Origin of the sequence: Halorubrum sp. SS7, from assembly GCF_005435055.1 — an archaeon.
GTDB lineage: Archaea > Halobacteriota > Halobacteria > Halobacteriales > Haloferacaceae > Halorubrum > Halorubrum salinarum.
This window is the reverse complement of the sequence record NZ_SGXV01000004.1, coordinates 16,405-28,459: the sequence shown is the minus strand read 5'-3', so window position 1 is coordinate 28,459 and position 12,055 is coordinate 16,405. Positions and strand designations below refer to the sequence as shown.

Below are 12,055 nucleotides of genomic sequence, written 5' to 3'. Positions count from 1 at the left end.
CAAATTCTGCGACATGCAGACGCTGCTCCTCAACGCTGACGACGTGGACGAGAACGCCGAGATGGACCGCGTGATCGACGCGGTCCGCGGCGCGTTCACGGCCTACGAGCGCGGCGACGCGAAGATGCCGGCGAAGTCGTACATCGACCTCCCCGAGTACAACGGCGACTTCCGCTCGATGCCGGCCTACCTCGACGTGCGCGAGGAGGACGTGGCCGAGGAGACCGAGGAGGGCGACGGCTGGGACGCCGCCGGGATCAAGTGGGTGAACGTCCACACCGACAACCCCGACCACCACGACCTCCCGACCGTGATGGGGACGATGATCTACTCCGACCCGGAGACGGCGTTCCCGCTCGCGGTCCTCGACGGGACGACGCTGACGATGAAACGCACCGGGGCGGCGGCGGCGGTCGCGACCGACCACCTCGCGGTCCCGGACGCGACCTCGCTCGGCATCGTCGGCGCCGGCGTCCAGTCGTACACCCAGCTCGAAGCGATCGCGGCGGTCCGGGACATCGAGGAGGTCGTCGTGAGCGACCTCGACGAGGCGCGCGTCGCGGACTTCGTCGACGCCTTCGAGGACCGGTTCGACGTGCGCGCGGGCTCGGTCGCCGAGGCCGGCCACTGCGACGTGCTCTCGACGGTCACCCCCGTCGAGGACCCGATCGTCGGCCCGGACGACGTGGGCGATCACACCCACGTCAACGCCATGGGCGCGGACGCCGAGGGCAAACACGAGCTGGCGGACGACCTCCTCTTGGACGCCACCGTCGTCATCGACGACCACGAGCAGTGCACCCACTCCGGCGAGATCAACGTCCCGTACGCCGCGGGGACGCTCACCGACGACGACATCTACGGCGAGATCGGCGAGATCGTCGTCGGCCGCCGCGCGGGCCGCCCCGGCACGCCCGGCACGCCGGCCGACGCCGACGGCGTGCGCGGCGTCAGCGTCTTCGACTCGACGGGGCTCGCGATCCAGGACGTGGCGGCCGCGCGCGTCGTCTACGAGCGCGCCGACGAACTGGACAACGGCTACCCGTTCGACCTGCTCGGCCTCGACGGCTGAGTTCGGTCCGACCGCCGCGCTCGGCCCCGACGACCGCGCCCGACGCGCCGCTTTTGCCCCTCCGTCCCCTACCGCGTCCGTGAAACTCGTCAGCGTCGCCGCGCTCGCGGAGAACCGGGTGATCGGGAGGGACGGCGAAGTGCCGTGGCCCCACATCGAGGCGGACGTCAGGCAGTACCGCGAGCGCGTCGCGGGCTCGCCGGTGATCTTGGGGCGGCGCACCTTCGACTCGATGCGCGACGACCTCCCCGGCAGCCGCCAGATCGTCGTGAGCCGGAGCGTCGAGGCGGTGGACGTGCCGACCGCGAGCGTCGCGAACGGCGACGAGGCGGCGATCGAACTGGCCCGCGAGGCCGTCGCCGAGGTCGGCGTCGACACGGCGTACGTCCTCGGCGGCGGGGGCATCTACGACCTGTTCCAGCCGCACCTCGACGGGATGGCCCTCAGCCACGTCGACGGCGCTTACGAGGGCGACACGTACTACCCCGAGTGGGACGACGACGAATGGGAGGTCGCCGCGGAGACGGCGTACGACCGGTTCACGCTCCGCGAGTGGGTCAGGCGCGCCGCGAACTGACCGGCGCGCTCGGGCGGGGCCGCCGGACCGGAGACATATACGCAGAGATATATTTCTCGTCCAATGTTCAGTCCCCGAGTGAGCGACCAAATTAAGTTGTTTCCCTCCGATATACGATGTGTTCGTGACAGCCCTGTGGTGGCTCGTCGGGCTGTTCGCCCTCTCGGGAGCCGCCTGCTTCGCGGCCGCGCTTCACGGGTCACGCCTGCGGAACGGCGACGGCAGGCGGGGGCTCCGCTGGCTCCTGATCCTCGCCGGCGTCTGGGGGTTCCTCCAGGCGGGCGTGCTGCTCGCCGGCGAGGAGTCGACGGCGGTGGCGCTGTACGTCCTCGCGCTGATCGCCGGGTTCGCCACGCCGTTCGCGTGGCTCTACTTCGCCTCGGCGTACGCCGGCCGCGACTACCACCGGCGGCCGGGCTACCGTCGGGCCGGGATCGCGCTCTACGTCGCGGTCGTCGCGCTGAAGCTCACCAACCCGATCCACGGGCACTACTTCGAGGCGTCGCTCCGGACGGAGCCGGTCCGCCGGCTCGTCGTCGAGGAGGGGGCGCTGTACTGGGCGTCGCTGGCGGCGGCGTACCTCCTCTCCGGGGTCGGCTTCTACCTCCTGTACCGCCTGTTCAAGCGGTCTGAGGGGTCGTCGTGGACGCTGGCCGGGGTGTTCGCGGCGACCGGGCTCGCGGTCGTGCCGAACGCGGTCGCCCTCGCGGATCCGAGCCTCCTCCCCCAGTTGAGCTACGAGCCGCTCGGCGTCGCCGTCTTCGCGGTCGGCGCCGTCTACCTCGTCGAGGACACCTTCCTCGCGGTCGAGCAGACGACGACGCGGGCGTTCGTCGAGCGCACCGCCGGCGCCGTCCTCGTCCTCGACACCGAGGGGCGGCTCCGCGACCACAACGAGCGGGCGGCCGACCTGTTCCCCGCGATCCCCGACGGGGAGGAGCGCATCGAGGAGTTCGCCCCGGGCGTCGCCGAGCGGTACCGGACGGAGGCGCCCGCGCTCGTCGACGTCGACGACGCGGGGCGGACCCGGACCTACTGCGTCACGAGCGAGCCGCTCGCGGTCGGCGGCGCGGCGTTCGGGTGGGCGCTGCTGGTCCAGGACGTGACCGCCATCGAGCGGCAGCGCGAGCAGCTCGACCGCCACGAGGAGCAGCTGAGGGACATGGCCGGCGCGATCGCGCACGAGCTGCGGAACTCCGTCGCGGTCGCCGACGGCCACCTCGCGGAGGCGGAAGACCGGCTCGGCGAGGGCGAGGCGGCGGCCGCCGCCGAGTCGGTGGACGTGGCGCGGCGCCGCGTCGCCCGGATCGGCGGGGTCGTCGAGGACCTCCACACCCTCGCGCGGTACGCGCGCGATGTCGACGAGTCGACGTTCGTCGACTTCGAGGCCGCGGTGACCGACGCCGCGGCCGCGTCCGAGGCGGACGTGGAGGTGACCGTCGAGGGCGATGGGCGGATACGCGCGGCGCCGACCCGCCTCAAACAGCTGTTCAAGAACGCGTTCGAGTTCGCCGCTTTCAACGAGGCGACCGCCGTGACCGTGACCCTGACCGACGACGGGTTCGCGGTCGCGGACGACGGTCGGTTCACGGGCGACGACGGCGGGGAGCTCCTGTTCGAGTACGAGAGCGCCGAGCCGAGCGCGGAGGCGGGCATGGCGCTGCCGAACGTCCGCGCGCTCGGGCGGGTGGAGGGCTGGAGCGTCGAGCCGGACCGCGGCTACGACGCCGGCGTCAGGTACGCGGTGCGCGGCGCGACCGTCGAGCGGGACTCGGGGCCGGAACCCGCTCCCGGCGAGGACCCGGCGGCGTGACCGGCGGAGGCGACCGGCTCAGTCGCCGTCGACGCGCTCGGCGAACCCGAACCGGGGCTTCACGTCGGTGACCTCGACCGTGAGGGTCTCGCCGACGTCGCCGTCGACGAACAGCGTGTACCCCTCGACGTAGGCGATCCCGTCGCCCTCGTCGCCCTCCTCTTCGACCGTCACCTCGACGCGGTCACCCTCGGCGACCGGCGAGGTCGTGTACCCCTTCGCGACGAGGTACACCTCCGAGGACGAGTCCCGGGAGGCGGGCGGCGAGACGGTCCGCACGTACTGGAACGACTCGCTCACGTCGTCGCGGAAGTCGTCGAGGTCCTGGCCCTGGAACACCTTCACGACGAAGTCGCCGCCGGGCGCGAGCAGCTCGTCGGCGGTGTCGAGCGCCTGCCGCGCGAGGTGGACCGACCGGGCGTGGTCGAGGGAGTACTCGCCGGTCATGTTCGGCGCCATGTCGGAAAGGACCGCGTCGGCGCCGCCCTCGCCGACCGCCTCGCGCAGGTAGTGACGGGTGCGCTCCTCGGTCATGTCGCCGCGGATCGTCTCCACGTCGTGGTCGTCGAACTCGTCGATGCGCTGGAGGTCGACGCCGACGACGGTGCCGCCCTCGCCGACTTCCTCGGCCGCGACCTGGAGCCAGCCGCCGGGCGCGGCGCCGAGGTCGACCACGGTGTCGCCGCGGCCGAGGAGGTCGGCCTCCTCGTCGAGCTGTTTCAGCTTGTAGGCGGACCGGGCGCGGTACCCCTGCTGTTTGGACCGGTTGTAGTAGTCGTCTTTCCCGCTCATGCGTCGGTCACCGCGGCCCGGGAGGGAGCCGCCGAACCCGCGGGCGAATTCGCGCTCATACCCGTAATGATGTGCGCGACCGGGAAATGAACGTCGAATGGCGGTGTTGGCGAGGTAGGGCGGGGACCGCCGCCAGGATTCGCGCCTAACGCCGACGGCTCCATCGCGTCTCGTAACCGCTTGGGGCAGACGTGTCCCCAGAACCGAAACGCCGACCGCTGGACAGCGCTGGCGGCGAGACAGGCAGCCGTCTCCGGGTTAGCTGCGCTAACTGCCAAAATATCTGTTTCTGGGTCTGCCGGCCGTTTTATTGGCCTTCAATCAGATATACAAATGTTTGAATGCCCACCACAGGAGGATCGGTCGGTACCGGGGAGGGGCCGGACACGGAGCTGCGCGCGGAGTTTGTCGAGCGCGACCTCGATCGGCACCTCGCGCTGTTCCACGAGTCGACGGCCACGCAGCTTGATGCCGTGTCTGAGTTCCTTGCGCACGGTCTCGAGGCCGGTCATCGATGCGTGTACCTCGCCGACGCGAACCCCCCGTCGCGGATCGAAGACGCCCTCCGAGAGGCCGGTGTCAATGTCACAGCGCGGACCGCTGCCGGCGACCTCGTCGTCCGCGACGCGTCGGCAGTGTATCTCGACGGCGGATTCGACCTTGACGCCACCGTCTCCGAACTGCGATCCGAGGCGGAACAGAGCGCCTTGGACGGCTACAAGGGGCTTTGGCTCGCCGGGGAGAACACGTGGGCGTTTGACGCCGAGGCATCGTTCGAGCGGATTGTCGACTTCGAGATCGAGTTTGATTCAGCGTGTCCCGATCACCCAGTAACCGCGCTGTGTCAGTACGATCTTCGACGGTTCGACGGATCGGCGGCAGCAAAGGCGTTGCGGACGCACCGACAGGTGATTTACGACCGCGCACTCTGTGAGAATCCTTTCTACGTCCCGCCCGCCGAGTACCGCTCCGGCACAGAGGAACAGACAGATGCCCGGCTCATGTTGGAGCAGGCCCGCGAGCTCGCAGAGAGCAATAAAGAGATCAATCGCCGAGAGCAGCGATTGACTGTCCTCAGCCGGGTGTTGCGGCACAACATCCGCAACGACCTCAACGTCATCCACGGCGTGCTCGACACACTCGTAGAGAGCGAGTCGTTGAGCGATGAGGAAGTCGCTCATGTGACCACAGCATTGAAACACGCGAATGCCGTCGTCGAGACGGCGGAGAAGGCCCGCTACATACAACAGACCATCAGCAACTCGGATGTGGAGCCGACGCCTCTCGGGCAGGTGATCGAGCGGGCGGCCACGGAGGCCCGAGCCACGCACCCAGACGCGCAGGTCCAGACTCCTGAGTCGGTCGACCGCGTCGTTCTCGCAGATGTCAACCTCGACGTCGCGCTCGGAGAAGCGCTCCGAAACGGGATCATCCATCAGGACGGCCCGTCGCCAGAGGTCTCGGTGTCGGTGTCAACGCCGACGAGCGATACGGTCCGAGTCGAGGTCTGGAACGACGGGTCGATACCCGATCACGAGCGGCGGTGTCTCCACGAGGCCGGAGAGACGCCGCTGACACACGGGAGCGGGCTCGGACTCTGGCTCATTCGGTGGATCGTCGAATCGGCCCACGGGAAGGTCGAGTTCGTCGAAGGGGAGGACGACATGACCAGACTGCGGATTGACCTATACCGGATCGCGGACTGACTGCCTGTCAGTTGTCGTCGACCCAGACCCGACCTGACGAACGCCCGCACCCTGACGCCTCGACCGCGAACCCGAGGCCCTCGTAGAACCCCCGCAGGTCGGCGTCGAACGTCGCGGTGACGGCCGCGACCGCGGGGTCCGACGCCCCTCGGTCGAGCGCGGCCGCGACGAGCGCGGCGCCGATCCCTTCCCCTCGGCGCGCCCGCCTGACCGCGACGGCGTCGACGTGGAGTCGGTCCGGGTCGGGTCGCACGGCGACCAGCGCGCCGACGACGCCGCCGGTCCGGGCGGAGCGGGCGACGAGCGCGTCGCCCGCGTCGATCCGGTCGTCGACGGTCGCCGCGTCGGTCGAGAGCATCGCGGCGTCGAGGACCCGGAGGACGTCGAGGCGGTCGCCGGGCGTCGCCGGCTCGACGGTCACGTCCGCGGGCGGGTCGGGGCGGGCCCCCTCGGCGGTCACAGCGGGGCACTCGCGCCCGTCCCGCCCTTGATCAGCCGCAGGACCCGCACCTCCGCGGCGTCGACGACGCGGTCGCCCGGGACCGGCGAGCCGTCGACCAGCGCGGACGCCTCCTGCGGGTGGTAGCCCGCCTCGCGGATCAGGTCGTCGTACGTCGCGTCGGCGGCGAGGCTGTACTCGGCGGTCCCCTCGCCGACGACCTCGACGGTCACGTCCATGGGCGCGGTAGCGGGCGCGGCGGCGTCAATCGCACGGTTCCGGCGGCTCGGCTCAGCCGTCGGCCGGCTCGCGGACGTTCCACGTGTAGAGGAACCACGCGACCGCGGCGCCGACGGCGACCGCCGCCAGCGCGCCGGGCCGCGGGACCGCGCCGGTCCACGCGTCGACGACGAGGAGGCCGGTCGCGGCCGCGGCGACGACGAGCACGCGCGCCGCGTCGCGGGCGAGCGCCGCCTCGCGCTCTGGCGGTAGGTCGCCGTCGTAGCCGGCGATCAGGTCGGCCGCGTCGCCGCGGCGGATCGCCCACGCGAGAAGGAGACAGACCCCGCTGACGTGGCCGATCAGGACGGTTTCGACGATCGCCATGGTTGCTCTCGGTCGCGTCGGCCGCGGCTCAGCCGTCCAGCTCCTCGCGGAGCAGGCCGTTCACCTGGCCGGGGTCGGCGCTGCCGCCGGTCGCCTGCATCACCTGCCCGACGAGGAAGTTGATCGCGCCCTCGTCGCCGTCGTGGTAGTCGGCGACCGCGTCGGGGTTCTCGTCGATGGCGGCCGCGACCGCGGCCTCGACCTCGCCGCTCTCGGCCTTGCCGAGGTCCTCGCGCTCGATGATCGTCTCGGGGTCGTCGCCCTCGTCGAGCATCTCGCGGAGGACGGTCTCCTCGGCGTTCTTCACGGTCAGCTCGTCGGCGGCGACGAGCTCGATCAGGCGCGTGAACTCGTCGAGCCGGCCCTCGACGTCGGTGATCGCCATCTCGCGGTAGTTGAGCTCGCCGAGTAAGTTGTCGGCGACCCACGTCGCCGCGAGGTCGGGGTCGAACTCGCTGGCCACGTCCTCGAAGAAGTCCGCGACCGCCTTCGTGGAGGTGAGCTTCGAGGCCGCCTCGCGGTCGAGCCCGTACTCGTCGCGGAAGCGCTCGCGGCGGGCGTCGGGGAGCTCCGGGATCGCGATCTGCTCTTTCCAGTCGGCCACCTCCAGCGCGGGGAGGTCGCCCTCGCGGAAGTAGCGGTAGTCCTTCTCGGCCTCCTTCGAGCGCATGCCGACGGTGACGCCGCGGTCCTCGTCCCAGTGGCGGGTCTCCTGTTCGATCTCGCGGCCGCGGCGGAGGACGTTCTCCTGGCGGGTGACCTCGTAGGCGAGCGCCTGCTCCGCGCCCTTGTGGCTGGAGATGTTCTTCACCTCGGCGCGGTTCACCTCGTCGAGCGCGTCCGCGTCGATCGTCCCGTCGTCGGCGACGTGTTCGGCGGGGACTAAGGAGACGTTGGCGTCGACGCGCAGGCTCCCGTCGCGGCCGGGGTCGAACACGCCGAGGTACTCCAAGACCTCCTCCAGCTTCGCGAGGAACGCCCGCGTCTCGGCCGGCGAGCGGAAGTCCGGCTCCGTGACGATCTCCATGAGGGGAGTGCCGGCGCGGTTGTAGTTGACGAGGGTGTGGCTCGCCGACTCGATGGAGCCGCCGGCGTGCTGGAGGCTGCCGGGGTCCTCTTCGAGGTGCGCGCGGGTGATCCCGATGGTGCGCGGGTCGCCGTCGACGCGGACCTCCAGTTCGCCCTCGGCGCAGATCGGCGCGTCGTACTGGGTGAGCTGGAAGTTCTTCGGGAGGTCGGGGTAGTAGTAGTTCTTCCGGTGGAACGTGGTCGTCTCGGGGATGTCGGCGTCGATCGCCTTCCCGACCTTCACGGCGGCCTCAACGGCGGCCTCGTTGAGGACGGGGAGCGCGCCGGGCAGCCCGAGGCAGGTCGGGCAGGTGCGCGTGTTCGGCGCCTCGTCCTCGGCGGGCTCCGTCGAGCAGCCGCAGAAGATCTTCGTGTCGGTCTCGAGCTGGACGTGGACCTCCAGCCCGATCACGACTGTCCGGTCCGCCGTCGCGGCCTGCGTGCTCATTACCGGAGCGTTGTGAGCGGGCCGCCTAAATCGTGTCGGGACCGTCGCCGCCGACGCGGACCGGTCGGCCGCGGTCGCGACGCCGCGAGGCACCGCCGCTATCGATTCCGAAAACGCGGAGGGAACGATTATGTGGGGGACGTTCGTAGCAGAGCCGATGACCGACGCGACGAGCCGGGAGGGTACCGAGCCGAACGGGGGCGGCGAGCCGACCGTCTCCCCGGCCCGGCGACGAGAGGCGAGAGGGCCGCGGCCGAGATGACGGCCGCCGACCGCCCCCGCCGCGGACGACCGCGACGCACGCCCCCAACAGATGCCCGGTGAGTCGACCCTTCACCTCGGGGAGCCGGTCGACGCCGCGTGGGGGGCCCTCCCGGAGGGGACCCGGACGGTCCCGCACGGCGGCCGGGAGAGCGACGGCGACGGCGTCGGGTGCCCGGACGCGGTGATCGTCCGGCTGCGCGACGGGGCGGCGGGCGAGCGCGGCCGCGCCGTGCGGGACCGCCTGCGGGCGGTCCGCGACCGCTACCCCGACGCGACGACGCTCGCGTACACCGTCGAAGACGACCCGGACGCGGCGATCGACGCGAGCCGGATCGGGGTCGAGTACGCCTCCGGGCGCCGGCTGGCGGCCGACGGCGAGACGCTCGCGGACCGCCTCGGCGCCGGGAGCGAGGACCGTCGACCCGACGACACGCTGCGTCGGGAGCGCGAGGCCGCCCTGGAACCGTTCATTCGGATCGTCTCGGACCGGACCACCGACCTCGACGAGAAGCTCGACGAGCTGTTGGCGCTGGGCCGCGACCGGCTCGACCTCTCCATCGGCTACTCCTCGCGGGTCGAGGGCGACCGCATCGAACTCCGACAGTACAGCGACGGGACCGGGACGGTGGCGTCGCTCGCCGAGGACGCGCTCGACGACGACGGGACGCTGCCGCTGGACCTGACCTACTGCAAGCGGACGGTCCGGAGCGACGACGTGGTCGCGTTCACCGACCCCGAGGCCGCGGGCCTCGGCGACGACCCGTCCTACGAGGCGTTCGGCTTCGGCAGCTACGTCGGCGGCCGTGTCGTCGTCGACGGCGAGACGTTCGGGACGCTCTGTTTCCTCGACCCGGAGCGACGCGACCGACCGTTCGACGAGCGCGAGCGGCTGTTCGTCGAGCTGCTCGCAGACTGGCTGGGGCGGGCGCTCGAACGGCGAGTCGCCCGCGAGGAGCGCGAGGCGGCCGTCGACCGATTCGAGGAGACCCTCGAACGGATCGACGACGCCTTCTTCGCGCTCGACGACGACTGGCGGTTCACCTACGTCAACGAGCGGGCCGCGGCGCTGTTAGAGCGCGACCCGGACGAGCTGCTCGGCGCCGACGTCTGGGCGGAGTTCCCGGCGGCGATAGGCGAGGAGTACGAGACGAACTACCGGCGGGCGATGGAGACGCAGGAGTCCGTCTCCTTCGAGAGCTACTACGAGCCGCTGGACCTGTGGACCGAGGTGACCGCGTATCCCTCGCCCGACGGGCTCTCCGTGTTCTTCGCGGACGTCACGGACCGGAAGCGCCGCGAGCGGATCCTCGAACGGCTCCTCGGCACCGTGGAGGGCATTCAGCGGGCCGACGGGAGGGAGGCCGTCGCGGACCGGCTGATCGAGGCCGCCGACGAGGTGCTGGGCTACGAGATCAGCGGCGTGCGGCTGTACGACGCCGACGCGGACCGGCTCCGGCTGGTCGCGACGAGCGACGGCGTCGGCGACCGGTTCGCCGACAGCCGCGGGCCGCGCCGCCCCGGCGAGGGGTTCACCGGCGGGGTGTTCGAGGCGGGCGACTCGCGGGTGATGGACGACATCGAGGCGCTCGGCGACGGGCGCTCGTACCACGGGATGCGCTCCGTCGCGGCGGTCCCGCTCGGCGCTCACGGCGTGGTCATCGTCGGCGCCGTCGAACCGGACGCCTTCGGCGAGGACGACGTCGCCGTGCTCGAACTGCTGGCGACGAACGCGGTCGCGGCGATGGACGCCGCGGACCGCCGCCGCCGGCTCCGGACCTACGAGGACGCGCTGAAGAACGTCGACGACATGGTGTGCGTGCTCGACGGCGACGGCGCCGTCACGTACGCCACCGCGCCGTTCGTCGCGTGGTTCGGGGCCGACGACCGCGACGAGGTCGTCGGGGAGCGGCTCGACGCGCTCGTCGACGCGGCCGACGCGCCGCTGGTGGCCGACGCGGTCGGGGCGCTCACCGACTCGACGGCCGACGCCGGCGGGGGTCCCGAGCCGGCCCGGACGATCGAACTGACCGCCGAGCGCGAGGGCGACCCGCGGCCGCGGCACGGCCAGTTGCGGCTGTCGCGGCTCTCCGACCACGGGGGCGGCGTCGTCGGGTCGCTGAGCGACACGACGGACCTCCGGCGGACGCAGACCGAGCTGTCGACGGAGCGCGACCGCTTCCGGCGGCTGTTCGACCGGATCCCCGACCCGGTGATGGAGGTCGTCTTGGAGGACGACGAGACGGTGATAGACGGGGTCAACCCCGCGTTCGAGCAGCAGTTCGGCGCGGACGAGGCGTCGCTCCGCGGCCGGACGATCGGCGCGTTGGACATCCAGGACGACCGGCTGGGGGACAGCGATCGCGGCGGCGACGAGGAGGCGGACCTCGACGCGATGGTCCGCGAGCGCGGGTTCGCGACGCGCGAGGTCCGCCGGCAGACCGTGGACGGCCCGCGGGAGTTCCTCTTCCGCGGGTTCAGCTACGAGACGGAGGGGACCCGTCGGGCGTTCGGGATCTACACGGACATCACCGACCGGAAGCGCCGCGAGCGGTACGTGCGGATCGTCAACCGGATCCTCAGGCACAACGTCCGGAACGAGCTGAACGTCGTGTTCGGCTTCGCCGGCGAGATCGCCGACCGCAGCGACGACGGGCAGGTCAGCGACTTCGCGGAGCGGATCGAGGCCACGGGCAAGCGGCTGGCGGGCGTCGCCGACGGCGCCACCACGCTCCGCCGCGTCGTGGAGGAGGGGTACGTGACCGACCCGGACGCGGTCGACGTGGCCGAGGTCGTCGAGGCGGTCGCGTCGAAGCACGCGGCCGAGCGGCCAGACGCCCGGATCACCGCCGACGCGCCGGCGGGGATCGCGGTGCGCGGCGACGACCGCCTCTCGGTCGCGGTCGACCACCTCGTGGAGAACGCCGTCGAGCACGGCGGGGACGCCCCGCGCGTCGCGGTGACCGCCGAGATCGACCCCGACGACGGGGTCGTGGCGGTGCGCGTCGCCGACGACGGCCCCGGGATCGCGGCCGCGGTCCGGAACGTGATCACCGGCGACAGCGAGGTGACGCAGCTACGGCACAACACCGGCGTCGGGCTGTGGATCGCCGCCTGGGTCGTGGAGGCGTACGGCGGCGAGATCCGGTTCGGCCCCGGCCTCGACGGCGAGGGGACGACGGTGACGCTCGTGCTCCCGGCGGCGGAGCGGAGCGGGCCGGGGCTCGCCGGCGGGGACGAGCGGTAGCCCTCCGCGTTCCGACCCGTTTATTG

General features: G+C 71.6%; 10 protein-coding genes. 5 read left to right on the top strand and 5 right to left on the bottom strand.

Annotated features, from left to right (window positions below; genetic code table 11):
* Window positions 1–13: 13 nt before the first annotated feature.
* From EXE44_RS06195 to EXE44_RS06185, 3 genes are all read left to right on the top strand, one after another.
* Window positions 14–1,072: an ornithine cyclodeaminase family protein gene (locus EXE44_RS06195; RefSeq protein WP_137716420.1), complete on the top strand. Its 1,059-nt coding sequence runs from the start codon at window positions 14–16 to the stop codon at window positions 1,070–1,072.
* Between the two features lie 79 nt (window positions 1,073–1,151).
* Window positions 1,152–1,649 carry a dihydrofolate reductase gene (locus tag EXE44_RS06190; RefSeq protein WP_137716419.1) on the top strand — a complete coding sequence of 166 codons (498 nt, stop codon included), beginning with the start codon at window positions 1,152–1,154 and terminating at the stop codon, window positions 1,647–1,649.
* 118 nt (window positions 1,650–1,767) lie between these two features.
* Window positions 1,768–3,462 carry a histidine kinase N-terminal 7TM domain-containing protein gene (locus tag EXE44_RS06185; protein WP_137716418.1) on the top strand — a complete coding sequence of 565 codons (1,695 nt, stop codon included), beginning with the start codon at window positions 1,768–1,770 and terminating at the stop codon, window positions 3,460–3,462.
* A gap of 18 nt (window positions 3,463–3,480) precedes the next feature.
* On the opposite strand, the gene EXE44_RS06180 is transcribed toward EXE44_RS06185, so the two are convergent.
* Window positions 3,481–4,254, bottom strand: coding sequence for a 23S rRNA (uridine(2552)-2'-O)-methyltransferase (locus EXE44_RS06180; protein ID WP_137716417.1), 774 nt, complete (start codon window positions 4,252–4,254; stop codon window positions 3,481–3,483).
* A 341-nt stretch (window positions 4,255–4,595) separates the two neighbouring features.
* Between EXE44_RS06180 and EXE44_RS06175 the strand changes: the two genes are divergently transcribed.
* Entirely contained in the window at window positions 4,596–5,960 is a 1,365-nt protein-coding gene (locus EXE44_RS06175) for an MEDS domain-containing protein (RefSeq protein ID WP_137716416.1), read from the top strand.
* A 7-nt stretch (window positions 5,961–5,967) separates the two neighbouring features.
* Here the strand turns inward: EXE44_RS06175 and EXE44_RS06170 are convergent, their stop codons facing one another.
* From EXE44_RS06170 to gatB, 4 genes are read right to left on the bottom strand one after another with little or no spacing between them, the layout of a single operon-like run.
* The gene (locus tag EXE44_RS06170; RefSeq protein WP_137716415.1) at window positions 5,968–6,420 is read right to left on the bottom strand and encodes a GNAT family N-acetyltransferase; all 453 of its coding nucleotides are present in this window, start codon (window positions 6,418–6,420) and stop codon (window positions 5,968–5,970) included.
* Complete coding sequence (locus tag EXE44_RS06165; RefSeq protein ID WP_137716414.1) at window positions 6,417–6,638, bottom strand: ubiquitin-like small modifier protein 2; 222 nt, start codon at window positions 6,636–6,638, stop codon at window positions 6,417–6,419. The genes EXE44_RS06170 and EXE44_RS06165 overlap by 4 nt, the downstream gene beginning before the upstream one ends.
* A gap of 52 nt (window positions 6,639–6,690) precedes the next feature.
* Window positions 6,691–7,005 carry a hypothetical protein gene (locus EXE44_RS06160; protein ID WP_137716413.1) on the bottom strand — a complete coding sequence of 105 codons (315 nt, stop codon included), beginning with the start codon at window positions 7,003–7,005 and terminating at the stop codon, window positions 6,691–6,693.
* A gap of 28 nt (window positions 7,006–7,033) precedes the next feature.
* Entirely contained in the window at window positions 7,034–8,521 is a 1,488-nt protein-coding gene (gene gatB, locus EXE44_RS06155; protein ID WP_137716412.1) for an Asp-tRNA(Asn)/Glu-tRNA(Gln) amidotransferase subunit GatB, read from the bottom strand.
* A 313-nt stretch (window positions 8,522–8,834) separates the two neighbouring features.
* Between gatB and EXE44_RS06150 the strand changes: the two genes are divergently transcribed.
* Window positions 8,835–12,029: a PAS domain-containing protein gene (locus EXE44_RS06150; RefSeq protein ID WP_137716411.1), complete on the top strand. Its 3,195-nt coding sequence runs from the start codon at window positions 8,835–8,837 to the stop codon at window positions 12,027–12,029.
* Window positions 12,030–12,055: the final 26 nt, after the last annotated feature.

Coding starts and splice junctions, on each gene's coding strand:
- EXE44_RS06195 (WP_137716420.1), top strand. CDS start 14: ATGCAGACGCTGCTCCTCAACGCTGACGACGTGGACGAGAACGCCGAG.
- EXE44_RS06180 (WP_137716417.1), bottom strand. CDS start 4,254: ATGAGCGGGAAAGACGACTACTACAACCGGTCCAAACAGCAGGGGTAC.
- EXE44_RS06175 (WP_137716416.1), top strand. CDS start 4,596: ATGCCCACCACAGGAGGATCGGTCGGTACCGGGGAGGGGCCGGACACG.
- EXE44_RS06165 (WP_137716414.1), bottom strand. CDS start 6,638: ATGGACGTGACCGTCGAGGTCGTCGGCGAGGGGACCGCCGAGTACAGC.
- EXE44_RS06160 (WP_137716413.1), bottom strand. CDS start 7,005: ATGGCGATCGTCGAAACCGTCCTGATCGGCCACGTCAGCGGGGTCTGT.
- gatB (WP_137716412.1), bottom strand. CDS start 8,521: ATGAGCACGCAGGCCGCGACGGCGGACCGGACAGTCGTGATCGGGCTG.
- EXE44_RS06150 (WP_137716411.1), top strand. CDS start 8,835: ATGCCCGGTGAGTCGACCCTTCACCTCGGGGAGCCGGTCGACGCCGCG.